This window comes from Achromobacter sp. K91 (assembly GCF_003576205.1).
In the GTDB taxonomy this organism is placed as follows: Bacteria; Pseudomonadota; Gammaproteobacteria; order Burkholderiales; family Burkholderiaceae_B; genus Achromobacter; species Achromobacter aegrifaciens.
On sequence record NZ_QWFB01000027.1, the window covers coordinates 277422 to 295479 of the forward strand.

16 protein-coding genes are annotated in these 18058 nt (G+C 67.9%); 8 read left to right on the top strand and 8 right to left on the bottom strand.

Annotated features, from left to right (window positions below):
* Window positions 1-56: 56 nt before the first annotated feature.
* Both DXK93_RS10740 and DXK93_RS10745 read right to left on the bottom strand, forming a co-directional pair.
* Window positions 57-1625 (bottom strand): sulfatase-like hydrolase/transferase, encoded by a 1569-nt coding sequence (locus tag DXK93_RS10740; RefSeq protein WP_119450038.1) that lies wholly within the window; start codon window positions 1623-1625, stop codon window positions 57-59.
* Between the two features lie 10 nt (window positions 1626-1635).
* Window positions 1636-2610 (bottom strand): Bug family tripartite tricarboxylate transporter substrate binding protein, encoded by a 975-nt coding sequence (locus tag DXK93_RS10745; protein WP_054453116.1) that lies wholly within the window; start codon window positions 2608-2610, stop codon window positions 1636-1638.
* 166 nt (window positions 2611-2776) lie between these two features.
* On the opposite strand from DXK93_RS10745, the gene DXK93_RS10750 reads away from it, so the two are divergent.
* The 6 genes from DXK93_RS10750 (at window position 2777) to DXK93_RS10775 (ending at window position 10000) form a co-directional block, all read left to right on the top strand.
* Complete coding sequence (locus DXK93_RS10750) at window positions 2777-3301, top strand: MarR family winged helix-turn-helix transcriptional regulator (RefSeq protein WP_119450039.1); 525 nt, start codon at window positions 2777-2779, stop codon at window positions 3299-3301.
* A gap of 321 nt (window positions 3302-3622) precedes the next feature.
* Entirely contained in the window at window positions 3623-5668 is a 2046-nt protein-coding gene (locus DXK93_RS10755) for a TonB-dependent siderophore receptor (RefSeq protein ID WP_225590530.1), read from the top strand.
* A 147-nt stretch (window positions 5669-5815) separates the two neighbouring features.
* Window positions 5816-6841 carry a 2-keto-3-deoxygluconate permease gene (locus tag DXK93_RS10760; RefSeq protein ID WP_082400881.1) on the top strand — a complete coding sequence of 342 codons (1026 nt, stop codon included), beginning with the start codon at window positions 5816-5818 and terminating at the stop codon, window positions 6839-6841.
* On the top strand, window positions 6838-8055 hold the full coding sequence (gene dtnK, locus DXK93_RS10765; RefSeq protein ID WP_119450041.1) for a D-threonate kinase: 1218 nt from the start codon (window positions 6838-6840) through the stop codon (window positions 8053-8055). Before DXK93_RS10760 ends, dtnK begins: the two co-directional genes overlap by 4 nt.
* Window positions 8052-9104 (top strand): 4-hydroxythreonine-4-phosphate dehydrogenase PdxA, encoded by a 1053-nt coding sequence (gene pdxA, locus DXK93_RS10770; protein WP_054453127.1) that lies wholly within the window; start codon window positions 8052-8054, stop codon window positions 9102-9104. The genes dtnK and pdxA overlap by 4 nt, the downstream gene beginning before the upstream one ends.
* A gap of 5 nt (window positions 9105-9109) precedes the next feature.
* Entirely contained in the window at window positions 9110-10000 is an 891-nt protein-coding gene (locus DXK93_RS10775) for a GntR family transcriptional regulator (RefSeq protein ID WP_119450042.1), read from the top strand.
* Window positions 10001-10085: 85 nt separating this feature from the next.
* Here DXK93_RS10775 and DXK93_RS10780 read toward each other — a convergent pair whose 3' ends face one another.
* The gene (locus DXK93_RS10780) at window positions 10086-10754 is read right to left on the bottom strand and encodes a FadR/GntR family transcriptional regulator (protein WP_054453132.1); all 669 of its coding nucleotides are present in this window, start codon (window positions 10752-10754) and stop codon (window positions 10086-10088) included.
* Between the two features lie 188 nt (window positions 10755-10942).
* Between DXK93_RS10780 and DXK93_RS10785 the strand changes: the two genes are divergently transcribed.
* Both DXK93_RS10785 and DXK93_RS10790 read left to right on the top strand, forming a co-directional pair.
* Window positions 10943-11812 carry a fumarylacetoacetate hydrolase family protein gene (locus DXK93_RS10785; protein ID WP_054453133.1) on the top strand — a complete coding sequence of 290 codons (870 nt, stop codon included), beginning with the start codon at window positions 10943-10945 and terminating at the stop codon, window positions 11810-11812.
* A gap of 59 nt (window positions 11813-11871) precedes the next feature.
* Window positions 11872-12843: a tripartite tricarboxylate transporter substrate binding protein gene (locus DXK93_RS10790; protein ID WP_054453135.1), complete on the top strand. Its 972-nt coding sequence runs from the start codon at window positions 11872-11874 to the stop codon at window positions 12841-12843.
* Window positions 12844-12874: 31 nt separating this feature from the next.
* On the opposite strand, the gene DXK93_RS10795 is transcribed toward DXK93_RS10790, so the two are convergent.
* From DXK93_RS10795 to DXK93_RS10815, 5 genes are read right to left on the bottom strand one after another with little or no spacing between them, the layout of a single operon-like run.
* A complete protein-coding gene (locus DXK93_RS10795) occupies window positions 12875-14371 on the bottom strand; it encodes a class I adenylate-forming enzyme family protein (protein ID WP_119450043.1) in 1497 nt (498 codons plus the stop codon).
* A 9-nt stretch (window positions 14372-14380) separates the two neighbouring features.
* Window positions 14381-15115: a CoA-transferase subunit beta gene (locus tag DXK93_RS10800; RefSeq protein ID WP_054453138.1), complete on the bottom strand. Its 735-nt coding sequence runs from the start codon at window positions 15113-15115 to the stop codon at window positions 14381-14383.
* Window positions 15108-15941: a CoA transferase subunit A gene (locus tag DXK93_RS10805; RefSeq protein WP_119450044.1), complete on the bottom strand. Its 834-nt coding sequence runs from the start codon at window positions 15939-15941 to the stop codon at window positions 15108-15110. The genes DXK93_RS10800 and DXK93_RS10805 overlap by 8 nt, the downstream gene beginning before the upstream one ends.
* A 31-nt stretch (window positions 15942-15972) precedes the next feature.
* On the bottom strand, window positions 15973-16695 hold the full coding sequence (locus DXK93_RS10810; protein WP_054453143.1) for an enoyl-CoA hydratase/isomerase family protein: 723 nt from the start codon (window positions 16693-16695) through the stop codon (window positions 15973-15975).
* Complete coding sequence (locus tag DXK93_RS10815) at window positions 16692-17861, bottom strand: CaiB/BaiF CoA-transferase family protein (RefSeq protein ID WP_119450045.1); 1170 nt, start codon at window positions 17859-17861, stop codon at window positions 16692-16694. The genes DXK93_RS10810 and DXK93_RS10815 overlap by 4 nt, the downstream gene beginning before the upstream one ends.
* Window positions 17862-18058: the final 197 nt, after the last annotated feature.

The window sequence follows — 18058 nt, forward strand, 5'->3', positions numbered from 1 at the left end:
CCTGGACAGCCGCCGGCTCGCGCCGAACGCGGGCCGGCGGCGGGGGCCAGCCCGGCCTACCACTGCCCGAAAAACACTCCGGCCCGCTTGTGGGCGTTGGTCGCCTTTTCCACGGCCTCGTCGCTGATGGTGGTACGGCGCTTGCCGCGCAGCATCCATTCCAGCAGCCGCTGGCGCAGCTCCAGGCGCGTTTGCGCATGCGCGCTGCTCGCGCCCAGGTCCTGGAACTCGTCCGGATCGGCATGCAGGTCGAAAAGTTGTTCACGCTCGTCCAGCCAGTACACGTAGCGCCAGCGGTCCGTGCGCACCGACCAGGCGCGGGCGTTCTGCGGCGTCTTGCCGCACAACAGGCGGGCCTGGCGGAAGCTGTAGTCCAGCTCCGAATACACGCAATCGCGCCAAGGAGTCGCGCCATCGCGGCCGTGCAGCAAGGTCTGCAATTCGCGGCCTTCCAGCCGATGGCCGGGTCCGGGCTTGCCCAGCGCGCGCAGCACCGTGGGCACCAGGTCCACGCTTTCCACCATGTCGTCCAACGCGCGGCCGCGCGTGGCGTCGGCCGCAGCCGAGGGGTCCATGACAATGAAGGGCACGCGCTGCACGGTGTCGTAGAACAACTCCTTTTCGCCCAGCCAATGGTCGCCGAGAAAATCGCCATGGTCCGCGGTGAACACGATGAGCGTGTTCTTCATCAGGCCCGCGCCTTCCATGTAGTCGAACAGCCGGCCCAGATGGTCGTCCAGCTGCCGGATCAGGCCCTGGTAGGCGGGACGCACCACGCGCACGCATTCGTCGGTCGAAAAGCTGACGCTCTCTTCCTGCTGCCGGTAGGCCGCGACCACCGGATGCGCGTTCTCCAGTTCTTCATGGTTGCGCCGCACTGGCAGGCATTGGTCCGGGGTGTAGCGCTTGTGGTAGGGATCCGGCGCCATGTAGGGCCAATGCGGTTTCACGTAGCTCAGGTGCAGCACCCAGGGCTGGCTGCCGCGCCGTTTCATGAAGTCCAGCGCCTGGTCCGTCATGTAGGCGGTCTCGGAATGCCGCTCGGCCACGCGCGCCGGCAGGTGCGCATTGCGCATGTTCCACCCGCTGACCACCTGCCCCGCGGCGTCGACCGCGGCGATCACGTAATCGGTCCAGGGGTCCGCGCTGTCGTAGCCGTGGCGCCGCAGAAAGGCGGGATAGCCGCTTTCGTCGCCCGGCGTGTGGTGGCCGTCGTAGCGGTCCAGTTCGGTGAAACCGCCGCGGCCAAGCAGCGCGCCCAGCTCCGAGGAACCATCGATCGACAGCCGCTCCATGCCGGCCTTGTCGGGGATGATGTGAGTCTTGCCGGCCAGAGCCAGTTCGCGGCCCTGCCCCGCCAGGTATTCGCCCAGCGTGATCTCGTTGACCGACAACGGCACGCGGTTCCAGGTGGCACCGTGGCGCGAGGGATAGCGGCCGGTGTAGTAGCTCATGCGCGAAGGCCCGCACACGCCCGAGTTCACGAAGGCGCGGTCAAAGCGCACCCCGCGCGCGGCCAGCGCATCCAGGCTGGGCGTCTGCAGATAAGGATGGCCATAACAGCTCAGGTGGTCGGCCCGCAGTTGGTCGGCCATGATGAACAGCACGTTCTGCACATCGCTCATCGTCGTCCTCCTATTGCGTGGCCGTGAAGCCGGATGCACGCACCACGGGCTCCCACTGCTCGCGGTACGCAGTCAAGGCGTCGGCTGTGCCGCGCGCATCCAGCGATACCGGCTCCAGGTAGGCTGCGCGCACGGCCTCCTGCATGGCGGGCTCACGCAACACCGCCGCGATGTCCGCGCCCAGCCTGTCCGCCTTGGCCTGCGGCATCGCTGCCGGTGCGAAGAAGGCATTCCAGCCGTTTGCCGCAAGGTTCACCCCGCTTTCCTTGAAGGTGGGCACGTCCTTGAGTTCGGCATCGCGCGCCTCGCCGGACACGGCGAGGATGCGGATCTTGCCGGCGCGGTGCTGCGGCAGCAAGGTGTCCAGCGTGTCTATGCCCTGCGGCAGGATGCCGCCTATCAATTCGGAAATCAGCGGCGCCGATCCGCGGTATCCGACCACTTCCGGCTCCTGGCCCAGTTCGCGTCCCAGCATCAGCGCAAAGAAGTGCGGCAGGCTGCCGGTGGCCGGCACGCCGACGGCGAACTGCTTGGGGTTCGCCTTCAGCCACTGCCGCAGGCCAGCCAGGTCCTGGATCGGCGAATTCGCCGCCACCGCCATCGCAAATTTATAGCTGCTGACCAGCGACACGGGCTTGAAGTCGCGCTGCGCGTCGTAGCCCGGTTGGGCATAGACCAGCGGCGCCACCACCATCACGGCCGGGTTCGCGAGCATCAGCACGTTCTGGCCGGCCGGCGCCGTGTGCAGCGCCTGCGCCGCGATGCGGCCGCCCGCCCCCGTCTTGTTCTCGACCACCACGGGCACGCCTACCCGATCCTTGAGCCGGTCCGCGACCAGCCGCGCAATGCGGTCCGAACTGCCGCCTGGCGGATAACCCACCACCACCGTCAGCGTCCCGTCCAGCGGGGCCTGCTGCGCGCCGGCCAACGGTGCGGCCCCCGCAAGTATTGCCGCCGCGGCAGCGCCCGATATCCATTTACGCATGGTCAACTCCTGGAGACAGCGGCCCGCTGTCGATTATGGTTGTCACTGCCTGGCCGATACTCAAATAGGAAAATTGACTTTAGCAACGCCCGTATTTGTTGATCTAATCCAGGACTTCCCATAACGATATGCAGCGCGAACTGCAACACCACCAGGAGGAGACGCCATGCCGACCGATTCCGCGTCCGGGCAGCGCCAGCTTTCGGACATGCTGATGTACCGGCTATACCAGGCATGGTCGCAATCGAATCCCGTATTCCTGCGCCTGTGCGAAGGACGCTTCGGCATCACGCGGCGCGAATGGCGGGTGCTGGCCTGTGCCGTCGAGGGCGGCATCATGAGTTCGGCTGAACTGGCAGCCGCTGCAAAACTGGATCTGGCGCGCACCTCGCGCACCCTGGGCGCGCTATGCGAAAAAGGCTGGCTGCGCCGCCTGCACGACAGCGCCGACCGCCGCGTGGTGCGTGTGGAAGCCACGGCCGAAGGCAGCACCCTGTACGACGCCTTGCTGCCCGAAGTCTCGCACCTGAACGACCTGCTGGTGCAGGACCTGAGCGCCGACGAGGTCGCCTTGCTGCGCGACCTTCTGGGCCGCATCGAACAGCGCGGCCGCAGCATGGCCGAGGGCAATATCGTCTCGGAAAAAGCCAGCCGGCGCGACGGCGGCACCCGCCGGCCGCGCCACGCCTGAGCCGTTCTGTCGCGCCTCGCCAACAGGCGAGCGGCTCCCTCGCGCCTTTCCCAGACCTCGCCAAGCTACTGATAGGACGGCGTTTTTCGTCGTCCACCTTACCGCCCGGCAAGCTTTGCACGGCTTTTTTACATCTGCGGACCGCGGATTTTCTGACATCCTTGATCTATTAAATTAATAATAGTTATCGTTGTCATTTGCATCCAAAATCGGCCGAACTCAGGCCGAAGGGAAAATCCATTGAAACGCCACCCTGATCCCGCCGCCCGGCGCGCGCGGCCGCTGGTCCTGTTGCCTGCTGCCGCCGCGCTTGCCGCCTGCATGGGCGCCGCAGCGCAGGCCCAGCCCGCCGCATCCGGCGAACCCGCCACCATCCTGCCCGCCGTGCAGGTCACCGGCACCGGCGAAACCGCGACCAGTCCGGTAGAAGGCTACGTCGCCACGCGCAGCGCCACCGCGACCAAGACCGACACGCCCTTGTCCGAAACGCCGCAGGCCATCACCGTGATCCCGCGTGAACAGATCGTGGACCAGGGCGCGCAGAACATCCAGGACACCATGAACTACGCGGCCGGCGTGCGCCCCAACGCGTATGGCGTGGACAACCGCGCCGACTACGTGCGCGTCCGGGGCGTGGAGCCGGTGCAGTACCTGGACGGCCTGCGCCAGTACTTCAGTTTCAACAACCCGCGCACCGAGGTCTATGCGATGGAGCGCGTGGAAGTGCTGCGCGGCCCCGCCTCCATGCTGTACGGACAGGGCAGCACGGGCGGCATCGTCAACTTGGTCAGCAAACGCCCGCAGGAGGAAACGCAGCGCGAAATCGGCGTGGTGCTGGGCAATCACAACCGCCGCGAAATCCAGGCCGACCTCACGGGCTCGGCCAGCGAGGACGGCCAGTGGCTATACCGCGTGATCGCCGTGGGACGCGACAGCGATACCCAGGTCCAATACGCGCCGGACGACCGCCTGATGCTGGCGCCGTCCCTGACCTGGCGCCCCAGCGCAGCCACCTCGCTGACATTGCAGGCCACCTGGCAGAAGGATCGCGCCGGCACCACGCAATCCTTCCTGCCGTGGAGCGGCTCGGTGCAGGAAAATCCCAACGGCCGCATCCCGACCCGTCGCTTCGCCAGCGAACCGGGCTTCGACGCCTACGACACGGAGCAGTTCAGCGTCGGCTGGCTGTTCGAGCATCAGTTCAACGACACCTGGAAGGTGCGGCAGAACTTCCGCAATACGGTCAGCAGCGTCGACTACAAGACGCTCTATCCCAACGTCTACGGCGCGCGCCGCGGCGATTCCTACATCGATCCGGAACAAACCACCGTCGACCGCATTTTCTATGTCAACAAGCCGCGCATGCGCACGTTGCTGGCGGACCAGAACGTGGAAGGCAAGCTGAATTGGGGCCGCACGGAGCACACGGTGATCTTCGGCATGGATTATTCGCGCTACCGCGAGACCAGCCAGACGGCCAGCGGCGCGGGCTCGCCGCTGAACCTGTACCACCCCGTGTACGGCAACGTGCCCGAGTACGAACTGTCGGACAACCCCAAGATCAATCAGCAGCAGATCGGCTTCTACGCGCAGGACCAGATCAAATTCGACAAGAACTGGATTTTCCTGGCCGGCATCCGCCGCGACCGCGCCGACAGCACCACCGAAGGCCAGGACCGGGAAACCGACATGGCCACCACCAAGCGTTTCGGCCTCATGTATGCCGCTGACAACGGCTGGTCGCCCTACCTCAGCTACAGCGAATCGTTCACGCCCATCGCCGGCGCCGACTTCTACAACCAGCGCTGGAAGCCCATGCGCGGCAAACAGGTGGAGGCTGGCATCAAGTACATGCCGAAGGACGCCGACATCGAATTCACCGCGGCCGCCTATGACCTGCGCGAGAAGAATCGCCAGACCAACGACCCGGACAATCCCAACAACCAGATCCAGGCCGGCAAGACCCGTACCCGCGGCGTGGAACTGGAACTGCGCGGCCGCGTCACCAAGGAACTGGACGTGATCGCCAACTATATCTACACCGACCTGGACCCGCAGCTTGAGGCCCAGCCCAAGCACATCGCCTCCATGTGGGGCAAGTACCGCTTCGCGCTGGCCGGCCAGCCCGGCTTCGCGGTGGGCGCGGGCGTGCGCTACCTGTCGGCGTTCCGCGACGGTGGTGCCCCGGAAACCCCGGCGGTCACGCTGTTCGACGCCATGCTCAGCTACGACAATGGTCCCTGGCGCTATGCGCTGAACGTGAACAACATCGCGGACCGCACTTATGAGGTGGTCTGCCTGGATCGCGGCGACTGCTTCTACGGCGCGCGCCGCACCGTCATGCTGAGCGGCGCCTACCGCTTCTAAAATCGGAACTGCCTCCGGGCCTGGGAACCTGTACGTACATGCTGTACGTACAGGTGTACACTACGGTTTTTCATCCCTGTTCAACCGTCTGACAGACGCGCGCTCGAACGTCTGCAACCCAGAAAAACCGTCCTGGAGACTCCGATAGTGTCGACCGAAACTTCCCGCTCGCCCTTTTTTGGCACGATGCAGAAAATCCCCGGTGGATTGATGCTGGTGCCGCTGATCCTGGGTTCCCTGATCGGCACCTTCGCTCCCGACGCCCTGGCGATCGGCGGGTTCACCACGGCACTGTTCAAGAACAGCGCCCTGCCCCTGATCGCGCTGCTGATCTTCGCCACCGGCACCCAGGTCAATGCGCGCACCGGCGGCCCCATCCTGGCCACCGCCGGCACCATCCTGCTGATGAAGACGCTGGTGCCCGCCACCCTCATCATCATCCTGGGCAGCTACGTCGGCCTGGACGGCGTGCTGGGCGTCTCCATCCTGGCGCTGCTGGCCGCCTTCGACAACAGCAACGGCGGCTTGTGGCTGGCCTATACCGGCCAGTACGGAGATGCCCGCGACCGCGGCGCCTATGTGGCCAGCGCGGTCAACGACGGCCCCTTCTTCAGCCTGCTGTTCCTGGGCGCCTCGGGCCTGGCCGACATCCCCATGATCGCCCTGGTGGCGGCGCTGGTGCCGTTCCTGCTGGGCGTGGTGGTCGGCAACCTGGACCCCAAGTGGCGCGACGTGCTCAAGCCCGTGCCCAACATCGTCATCCCGTTCTTCGCCTTCGCGCTGGGCACCGGCATCAACCTGGGCGCCGTGGTTTCCGGCGGCGTCAGCGGCCTGATCCTGGGCCTGATCATCAGCCCCATCACCGGCGGCCTGGTCTACCTGGGCTATCGCTACATCCTGCGCCGCGGCGGCAAGAGCGGCCTGGGCTTCGCAGCCGGCACCACCGCCGGCAACGCCATCGCGACCCCGGCCGTGGTGGCGGCCGCAGACCCCAACTTCCAGCAGTACGTGTCGACCGCCACCGCGCAGGTCGCCGCCTGCGTGCTGATCAGTTCGATCCTGGCGCCGATGCTGGCCTCGTACTTCCTCAAGCGCGCCGGCGAACTCAAATCCGAGGACGCCGACCCCACGGTCGCGCCCGCCCTGCGTGAAGCGCGCGGAGAGGCGCTTTGAATCCCGCCATCGCCATCGTCGCCGATGACCTGACCGGGTCCGGCGACACGGCGGTGCAGTTCGTGCGCGCCGGCTGGAACACCCATCTGTCCATCGGCGGCGCCGACGAGGCGCTGTCCGGTCCTGGCGCCGCCGGCGTGGAAGTGCTGGCGGTCACCACCAACAGCCGCCCCCTGTCGACCGCCGACGCGGCCGAAGTCGTCTGGCACAACGTGCGCCGCCTGCGCGCGGCCGGCGTCACACGCCTGTACAAGAAGGTGGATTCCACCTTGCGTGGCGCCTTCAAGGCCGAGATCGATGCGGCGCGCGAGGCCTGGGGTCCGGACACCATTGCGGTGATATGCCCGGCTTTCCCGGCCACCGGCCGCACCGTCGAACAAGGCGTGCTCTACGTCAATGGCAAGCCGGTCACCGAGACCTCGGCGGCCACCGATCCGGTCACCCCCGTGACCGAAAGCCATATCCCCACCCTTCTGGGCTGCGCCCATGTGGCGGCGCAGGCAGGCGACACGCCGCAAACGCTGGCGGCGCGCATCCGCGCGGCCGGCAACACCGTGGTGGTTGACGCCGCCACCGAAGCCGACCTGGAACGCCTGGCGCGCGCCATCGGCTTGCTGGGCGTGCACGCCCTGCCCGTGGGCGCGGGCGGCCTTGCCGTACCGCTGGCCCGCGTTTGGGCCGGCGCCGACCAGACCGCGCCGGTCGTGGTGGTGGTGACCTCGCAGCACAGCGCGGCACGCGCGCAAGCCGCGGCTCTGCAAGCCTCGGGCGCCGACACCTGGACGCCCTCGCTGGCCCAATTGGCCGACGACGCAGCATGGCAGGCCTGGAGCCAGCCGCTGCTGCAGGCGCATGCCCAGTCGCCCGCGCAAGCCGGCACGGTGCTGCTGCTGGCGCCCGAAGGCCAGTTGGACGGCCTGGATTCCGAGACCGTCGCCGAACGCCTGGGCGGCCTGGCCGCACAATTGATCGCCAGCGCGAACGCGGCCGGCGTGGTCGCCACCGGCGGCGACGGCGCGCGCAGCGTGCTGGTGGCGCTGGGCGCCCGCGGCATCGCGCTGGTGGATGAAGTGATGGGCGGCGTGCCTTTGGGCACGCTGACCGGAGGCACGGCCGCCGGCCTGCCCGTGGTGACCAAGGCCGGCGGCTTTGGCACCGAAGATGTACTGGTTCGCGCGGTGCGCGCGATCCGCGACAGGAGATTCAAGCGATGACACAACCCCAACCGGGCAAACTGCCCCTGCTGGCCGTAACCCTGGGCGACGTGGCGGGCATCGGGCCGGAAATCACGGCCAAGATGCTGATGGGCCATGACGAACTGCGCCAGAAGGCCCGCCTGCTCGTGGTCGGCGACGTCGACGTGATGGCCAACGCCGTGCGCGGCCTGGGCGGCGACCCCGCCATCGTGCGCAAGCTGGACCGCGCGGCCGACTGCGCCAACACGCCCGGCACGATCGAAGTGCTGCAGGCCGGCCCGTCGCTGGCCCATGTAAAGCTGGGCGAGATCAGCGCGGACGCGGGCGACGGCTCGGTGCGCTTTGTCACTACGGCCTGCGCCCTGGCGCGCGCCGGCGAGGTCGACGGCATCGTCACCGCCCCGCTGAACAAGGCCGCCATGCACGCCGCCGGCCACAAGTGGCCCGGCCACACCGAACTGCTGGCGCACGAGTTCGGCGTCAAGACCTTCTCGCTGGTGCTGTCAGCCGGCGACCTCTACATTTTCCATGCCACCACTCACGTGTCGCTGCGCCAGGCCATCGAAGACCTGACCCCGGCGCGCATGCGCGCAGTGCTGCGCCTGGCCGGCTCGTTCGCCAAGGCGCTGGGCCGCGGCGACCAGCCGGTGGCAGTCTCGGGCCTGAATCCGCATGCCGGCGAAAACGGCATCTTCGGCACCGAAGACGCCGACATCCTGGCGCCCGCGGTGGCCGAAGCCAATGCCGCCGGCATCCTGGCCGCAGGCCCGATTCCGGCCGACGCGCTGTTCCCGCAAGCCGTGCGCGGCAAGTGGAAGTTCGTGATCGCCTGTTACCACGACCAGGGCCACGCGCCCTTCAAGGCGGTCTACGGCGACGACGGCGTCAACATCACGGTGGGCCTGCCCGTCGTGCGCGTGTCCGTCGACCACGGCACCGCCTTCGACATTGCCGGCCGCGGCATCGCCCGCGAGGACAGCCTGATCCTGGCCGCCGAGCGCGCCGCGCATCTGGCCCCGGGCTGGACGCATGTGTGGGAAACTGCGCGGGCACAAACCGGAGGTTGATTCCCATGGCGCCCGCCACGCACGACGCATTGCCCGTACTTGATCGCTCCGGCGATATCCCGCTGCACGCCCAGGTGGCGACCCTGCTGCGCGGATACATCCGCACGAACAAGCTCGCGGCCGGCGCCGTGCTGCCCAGCGAGGCGGCGCTGTGCGAACGCTTCGGCGTGGCGCGCAGCGTGGTGCGCCAGGCGCTGGCGGCCCTGGCCACCGAAGGCCTGATCCAGCGCGAAACCGGGCGTCCCGCCAGCGTGGCCGCGCCCCAGGAGCACCGCCGGCTGGTACAGCGCTCCACCGGCCTGTACGAGCAGTTCGCGCAGTCCGGCGTGGCCCTGCAGACCCGCGTGCTCGCGTTCGCGCGCGCCGAGCCGCCCGCGGACGTAGCCGCCTTCTTCGGCACCACGCAATTGCTGATGCTGGAGCGTCTGCGCCATGTGGCCGACGCGCCGCTGGCCTACGTGCGCACCTGGCTGCCCGCCGACGCGGTACCGGGCCTGCGCGCCGAAGATCTCGCCGACGCGTCCCTGCATGGCGTGCTCACGCGCCGCTTCGGCCTGCGTCCAGGCGCCGGGCGCAATCAGATCCGGGCGGTTGCCGCCGACCAGACGCTGGCCGCACTGCTGGGCACGCAAGCCGGCACGCCGTTGCTGATGCTGCAAGGCCAGGGCATGGACCAGCATGGCCGCCCCCTGGAATGGTTCACCACCTGGCACCGCGCCGAACAACTGGTGTTCGACGTGGACGTCAGCATGGGTCATGAAAGCGTGCAGCCCCGGCTGCAGACGCCCGACACGCCCGCGGAGCCCTCGCCCGAGGGCCACGATCCGCTGGCGCGCGCCCAGGCCCTGGTGGCCGAGCTTTCCGCCGAACTGGCCAGGCTGCGCGCGCAGCCCTGAGGCGCGCATCCCGCGCCGGCCGCTCTTGCTGCGGCCAAGACCCGGCCGCGCCGCAGTCCCCTGCGCCCTGCGGACGCTGCGACCCCTAGCCCAGCAGGTTGTCCCTTACGTGCAGCAGATGCCGCCGCACGGCCTCCATGGCCCGTTCGGCGTCCCGGTCATGCAGCGCATCGACGATCTCGCGATGCTCGACCTGATAGGCCTGGCGCCGCTCGGGCGTCAGGCTCCTGCGCTTCAAGGCGCCCCAGGTCGCCTGCGAGCGCGCCGCCGTCATCAGGGCGAACACTTTTTCGATGAAGAGATTGTGCGTGGCCGTGGCCATCAATTCGTGCAATTTGGCGTCCCAGATCTCGAACGCTTCGAAGCTGTCGGCGGCCTCGGCCCGCGCGCAGGCGTCCTGCATGGCGGCGAAATCGGCCGGGCTGCCGTGCTGCACCACCAAGGCCGCAATCGCCGGTTCCAGCACCAAGCGCGCCGCCATCAGTTCGGCCGGGCTGGTGGACAGCACTTCGGTGCGCAGCAGCCCTTCGGCCTGCGCCAGGACCGAGGGCGGATTGGCATAGGTGCCGCTACCCACGCGCTGCGAAATCAAGCCTTCGACCTTCAAGTCGGCCAGGGTGCGGCGCACCGTTGAACGGCTGATGCCGAATTGTTCGCTCAGGGCGCGTTCCGTGGGCAGGCGATGGCCGGCGGGCCAGGCGCCGGATTGCAGATTTTCAATGATGACCGCGCGCAAGGCGGAAGCTTTGTCCATGGACCGTCCCAGAATGGCTAGCGGCCAGATGATACCAAAACAGACCAATACACGCCTAAAAAACTATTAATCCTGTTAGGAAAATTGGTTTACTTGGTATATCCTTCTCCGCAATTGGGCCTGATTATTCACTCAATTGGTACTTTTTGGCATTAAGCACGGGCGGCCGGACCGCCCAGGGAGCAAGCATGAAGATTGCAGTATTCCGGATCAACGGTGAACGCCGCATCGGCGTGGTTTCCGACGACGGCGGCAGCGTGACCGCCCTGGACTTCCCGCGCGAACTCGCAGCGGCCGGCGCGCTGACCGCCGTGGAGTGGCTGGCCGAAGGCCGCGCCCTGCCGGGCAAGATCGGCTCATCCTACGGTTGGGACCAGGTGGAACATGAAGCGCCGCTGCCGGCGCAGCGGCGCAACCTGTTCTGCGTAGGCCGCAACTACCACGCCCACGCCAAGGAACTGCGCGACTCGGTCTTCAAGGACAACGACGCCAATCCCGAATCCTGGCCCATCGTGTTCACCAAGGTGCCGCAGACCGTGGTCGGCCCCTGGGCCGACGTGCAACTGCCCGTGGGCGTGTCCGACAAGATCGACTACGAAGCCGAACTGGCGGTGGTCATCGGCAAGGGCGGTCGCAACATTTCCCGCGCCGAGGCCATGAGCCACGTGATCGGCTACACGGTGGTCAACGACGTCACCGCGCGCGACGTGCAGATGCGCCACCAGCAATGGGATCTGGGCAAGTCCTTCGACACCTTCTGCCCCATGGGCCCCTGGCTGGTGACGGCCGATGAGCTGGACGGCCAGAAGACCCGCGTGCGCTGCTGGGTCAACGGCGAACTGCGCCAGGACGGCAATACCGAGGACCTGATCTTCGACATCCCCACGCTGATCGAAACCTGCTCGCGCGGCATCACGCTGTATCCGGGCGACGTCATCGCCACCGGCACGCCGGCCGGCGTGGGCCAGGGCCTGAACCCGCCTCGGTTCCTCAAGCACGGCGACGTGGTGCGCGTGGAAATCGACGGCATCGGACATATCGAAAACCGCTTCGTCTGAGTACAAGCCCCGGAATGAACACGGGGCGGCTCGGCAGCAGGAAGCACAAGGAGTGAGACATGAATCTGCGTTGCTACCGGGCGGCCGCGGCCGCCTTGCTATGGCTGGGAGCCGCGAATGCGCTGGCTGCCGGCTACCCTGAACGCCCCGTGACCATGGTGGTGCCCTTCCCGCCCGGCGGCGTCGCCGACACGATCGCGCGGCCGCTGGCCCAGGCCATGGGCGACAAGCTGGGCCAGGCCGTGGTCATCGAAAACAAGGGCGGCGCGGGCGGCGCCATCGGCATCGGCCAGGCCGGGCGCGCCAAGCCCGACGGCTATACGCTGCTGATGAGCCTGTCGTCGATTTCCATCCTGCCCGCAGCCGACCGCCTGCTGGAACGCAAGCCGGCCTATCAGCTGGACCAGTTCGTGCCGATTGCGCGCATCACCGCCGATCCCACCGTGCTGGTGGTGCGCGCGGACGCGCCGTACAAGACGCTGCAGGAATTCGTCGACGCGGCGAAGAAGCAGTCCGGCAAGTTCAGCTACGGCTCTTCCGGCATCTACGGCACCATGCACGTGCCGATGGAAATGCTGCAGAACGCGGCCGGCATCAAGATGATGCATGTGCCCTTCACCGGCGCCGGCCCCGCAGTGCAGGCGCTGGTAGGCGGCCAGGTCGATGCCCTGGCCACCGGGCCGTCCAGCGTCATGCAGCTGATCCAGGCGGGGCGCGTCAAGGCGCTGGCGCATTGGGGCGACGGCAAGCTCGACAGCCTGCCGGACGTACCGTCCTTCAAATCGCAGGGCTACGACATCAGCTTCGTGCAGTGGTCAGGCGTATTCGCCCTGGCCGGCACGCCGCCGGCCGTCGTCGACAAGCTGCGCCAAGCCGTCAAGGACGTCGCCAGCAATCCCGAAGTCCAGGCGCGCATCGCCGGCACTGGGAGCCCCGTGCAGTACCTGGACGCGCCCGCGTTCGACGCATACTGGAAGCAGGACACGGCCTCGCTGGAGACAGCGGTCAACCGGATCGGCAAGGTCGAATAGCGTAACGGGACGCCCGAGGCGTCCCTACGCTTCATGGACGCAGGCTGGCGGGCGCGAGCTGCCGCGCCAGCGCCTTGCGGTCGACCTTGCCCACCGCGTTCTCGGGCAGGCGCTCGATCCACAACACCTCGCGCGGCACGTAGATGCGGCCCAGGCGCGCCAGCACCTCGGCCTGTATGCCGGGCGCATCCGGCGCGGCCTCGCCCGCGCGCTGCACGAAGATCACGGGCACTTCGCCCAGGTCCTCGTCGGGCGCGCCCACCACGCAGCAGGCGGCCACGCCCGGCAGGCCCGTCACTACCCCCTCGATCAGCGCCGGCGATATGTTCTCGCCGCCGCGGATGATCACGTCCTTGATGCGGCCGGTGATGCTCAGGTAGCCCTGCTCGTCGAAACGCCCCAAGTCTCCAGTGCGCAACAGCTGCGGCGCGCCCGCGTCGGCGCTGTCCACGCCCACATAGCCCAGCATCAGGCTGTCGCCCGCGATGCAGATCTCGCCTTCGCCGCCCGGCGCGGCCTCGCTGCCATCCGGCAGGCGCAAGGTCACGCTCTGGCCGGCCAGCACCGTGCCCACCGACCCCACGCGGCGCGCGGCGGGCGGGTTCATGGTCGAGGTGCAGGTGGCCTCCGAGAGGCCGTAGGACACCACCAGCGGGCAGCCCAGGAAGGCTTCGATGCGCCGGTGCAGCGCTTCGGTGATGGGCGCCGAACCGCAGCGCGCGAAGCGCAACGCGGCCAGGCTTGCGGGGTCGAACTCCAGTTCCAGCATGCGCGCATACATGGTGGGCACGCCGGTGATGAGGGTGGGCCGGAACGCGCGCAGCAAGCCCGGCATGTCTTCGGCCCGGAAGCGCCCCGCCAGCGCCACGCTGGCGCCCGCCAGCAACGGCGCGAAGATCTGGTTGTTGAGCGCGTTGGTGTGATGCAGCGGCATCACGTGCAGGAGCCGGTCTGCCGGCGTCAAGCCCGTGTGCGCCAGCACCCCGCGCGCGTTGTTCGCCAGCCCGCGGTGGCTCAACAGCACGCCCTTGGGATTGCCGGTGCTGCCGGAAGTGAAAAGCAGCAGGCCCGCGTCGCCGGGCTCGGCCTCGCCGCTGCCCGTCCAATCCAGCGGGCCTTGCGCCACGGCGGCGGCGTCCAGCAGGTGTTGCGGCGCCAGGCCGCTGGCCCGGGCCGTGGCCGCGTTGGCCGCGTCGTGCAGCATCCAGCCCAGACCCACCGCCGCCACGCGCCTGGCGGTCTCGGCGTCCGACAGGCGCGGCTCCAGGGGACACGGGCAGGCGCCCGCCGCCATCACGCCCAGGATCGCCAGCACCTGCGCCTGCGACCGCTCCATCGCGATCGCCACCTGGCTGCCGCGCGCCACGCCGGCGGCGCGCAAGCCGCCCGCGATGCGCCCGACCTCGCGCTGCAGGCCCGCATACGTCAAGACGCCGTCCGCGGTCACGATGGCTGGCCGCCCGGCCCATTGCGGCTGGCTCCACAGGCGCGCGAACGCGGCCACCAGCGTGGCATCGGCGATCGTCATGGCAGTCTCCTAGCGCAGCGCGACGGCCGCGTCGCGTTCAAACTGCCCGTCGGGATCCAGCTCGCGCAAGGCGCGCGCCTCGGCTGCGCTGGGCAGCGCGGACGGCTCGGCGCCCGTCGCATCGAATTCGAACCCCGTGCGCTCGCGCACTTCAGACAGGCTGGATTCCGGGTGCCAGGACTGCAAGGCCAGCCGGCCGTCGCGCTTGACGAACACGGCGATCGGCGTGACCACGCCGTGGAAGCCGCCCCAGGAAGTCATGAAGTCCAGCTTCGGCACGAAGGTGCGCCGCGAGTGCTCGGTGCGCCAGGTGCAGGCGCGCCTGGCCGTGGGCAGCATCACCGCGCCGCCACCGCCGCCCGGCAGGCGCACCTTGGGCTCATGCCAGTCGCCGATGCAGGAGTTGTTGGCGCAGCCCGCGCCGTCGATCTGCGCCGCGCCCAGAAAGGTCAGATCCATACGGCCGCGCGTGCACAGGTCGTAGAAGTCTTCGTTGGAGAAGATCGACGCGGTGTGCTCGGCCAGCACCGGGTCGGAACTGGAGATCGGCACATGCGAGGGCCGCGGGTTCACGCCGCCGGCCACGTTGATGTAGACGAAGTCCCAATCGTAGGCGCGCTTGGCCAGCAGGCAGGCCAGCATGGGCATGGTGGAATTCACGCCGCTGAAGGTGATCTCGTCCGGCCGGATGAAACGCGCCAGATTGGTGACGATGTAGGAAAAACCCGACCATTGCTCAGCCATGCTGCACCTCCCGCGCTTCGGGCGCCGCAGCCATGTGCGCCTGCAGATCGCTGTGTTTGTCCATGTATGCCTCCACTGCCGGATAGTCGATGGCGTAGTCAGGCCAGCAGGATCCCGGCCATGCGCCCTGCGGCGCCACGGCATAGGCCTGCACCATGAAGAACGGCACCAGCGTGGATTCCGGATTGGCCTCGAACACCGCGCTGTCGACGACCTTCTCGGCCACCACCAGCACGCTGCCCGCGGCGCGCGACATGATGCGATCCCAATGCGCCGTGCCATGCACCCGCACATTGCCCAGCGCGTCCACCTCGGACGCATGGATCACGGCGAAGTCCGGCCGGATCGCCGGCACCACCCAGGTCTTCTGACCGCTGCCGTAGGGATCGTCCAGGCATTTCCAGCCATTGAGTTCGGGCAGGCCGCTGCCATGCAGGCCGCCGCAAGGCTGGAACGGCACGCCGAAGGCCGCCGCACGCAGGCCGGCCGTGAGGCTGGCGCACGCGTGTTCCTCAAGTTCGATTTCGCGCCGCTCCACCGCCTTGCGGTACCAGGGCGCCAGGCCGAAGTTCCCTTCCATGGCGACGATGCCGGCGCGCACGCGGCGCAGCGCGCCCGCGCGGCACAGGATGTCCACGTCGTAGCCTGGCGACTGCTTGACCAGTTCCAGGTCGCGCCGGCCCTGCCGGATCAGTTCGCGCGCGAAGGCGAACGGTCCGCGGTGCAGGAAGCTGCCGCCCAAGGCGATCGACGCGCCGTTGGGCACCAACGCCGCCAGCTCCGCCAGCGTGCACTGCTTGTTCTTCTGATTGAAACCCGATGCCATGATGTCTCCTTCCCTGCGTGTTCTTCTTAGGTCAACGCGCCTGCAGATAAGCCGCCACCCGCTCCTTCAATCCCGGCAGGGCGGCTGAGCGCACCAGGCGGGCGAGATCGGTATCCGGCGTTTCAGAGGACAGCGCCGCATACAGCTGGACACGGCTGGCGCAGCTCAGCGCTGACGCCGCGTCCAGCGCCTCGCGTTCGACGGCATGCCAATCCTGAGCGTCGGAAAGTCGGCTGGCGAAGCCGTCGCGCAAGGCTTCTTCCGCGCTGAACGTGGCCGCCTGCTCCAGCACCGCGCGCGCCCGCTCGGCGCCGACCAGGGCCGCGTAACGGCGCGTGCCCAGCACCAGGCCGAACTTCAGCCCAGGCATGCGGAACGTGGCGTCGGGCGCGCTGACGCGCCACTTGCAAGCGCCGAACAAGTCCACGCCCGCGCCGAAGTTGCGGCCATGCGCCAACCCCAGCGTCAGGCACGGCGAAGCCGCCAGCCGCTGCAGCAGCATCTCGATGCGCACGAAGCGCAGCAGCAGGTCGCCTTCGCTCTGCTCCTGCCAACCTCCGAAGTCGAAGCCCGCGCTGAAATTCCTGCCCTCGCCCTTCAAGACGATGAGCTGGGCGCCGCCTGCCTCGGCCTCGTCCAATGCGGCGATCAGCGCCTCCACCAGCGGCGCTGACAGCGCATTCATCTTGTCGGGCCGCGCCAGCGTCAACACATGCGCCGCGCCCTGTTTGTCGATGCGCAGGACCTCGCTCATGCCGCCGTCTCCTTTCTGGCGGCGCGCAGCGCGCCCAGCACTTCATCGTTGTGTTCGCCCAAGGCCGGCGGCCGGCGGCGCAAGGCCGTGGTCTGGCCGTCAAAGCGCACCGGCAGGCCGAAGGTGCGCGTGCGCACGCCGTTGGGCAGGTCCACGGGCTGCACCCAACCCATGTGCTCGACCTGCGGATCCGCCAGCACCTCGGAATAGGTGTTGATGGGCGCACAAGGCACGCCCGCCGCACGGAAACGCGCCAGCCAGGTCTGCGCGTCCTCGGCTTCGAAGATCGCCTCGAGGATCTCGCGCAACGCCGTCTGGTTGCGCGCACGGGCGCTGGTGTCCGTAAAGCGCGGATCGGCCAGCAGGTCCTCGCGGCCTACCGTTGCGCAGACGCCCTTCCACAAGGCCTGGTTGCCCGCCGCCATGCCGAAGTAGCCGCCCTTGCAGCGGAATGCCTGATACGGCGCGTTGCGCGGATGGGCCGACCCCAGCTTGACCGGATCCTTGCCGCTGCCGAAGAACTCCGAGGTCTGCAAGGCCGCGATGCCCAAGGTGGCACCCAGCATGGGCACGTCGATATGCGTGCCCTGCCCGCTGGCCTGGGCCGCGCGCAAGGCCGACGCGATGGCGAAGGCGCCGTACAGGCCGGCCGAAAAGTCCGCCACGGGCACGCCGCACTTCACGGGATCGCCGCCCGCTTCGCCGGTCACGCTCATGATGCCGCTCATGGCCTGGATGGTCAGGTCGAAGCCGCCTTCCTGCGAACGGGGCCCCGACTGGCCGTAGGCCGAGATCGAGCAATAGACCAGTTTGGGATTGGCCTCGCGCAGCTGCGCATAGCCCAGGCCCAGGCGGTCCATCACGCCCGGCCGGTTGTTCTCGATCAGCACGTCGGCGGCCAGCGCCAGATCGCGCGCCAAGGCCAGGTCGCCGGGATCCTTCAGGTTCAAGGTCACCGAACGCTTGTTGCGATTGAGGGACGCGAAGTTTTCGCTGTAGCCGTCGGAAATGGGCGGCCAGCTGCGCAGCGTGTCGCCGCCTTCGGGGTTTTCGATCTTGATCACGTCGGCGCCCATGTCCGCCAACAACATGCCGCAAAAAGGCCCCGCCGCGACATTGCAAATCTCCAGCACCGTGATGCCGGCCAGCGCCGAACTGGGTGTCATGTCTGACCTCTCGTTATGAAAATTCAATATTTGGGACAAAGAAAACATTATAAGAGCTGACCTTCAAGACTGGCATCATCCAGCCCATCTCTGGCGCATGCTTGTGTATTTTGGCGTCAATCCTAGTGCATTCCCTAGGTGATGTGCTTAATTGTTGACCAGCATAGCACCGTGTGGAATTCTAAGTAAATCATTTA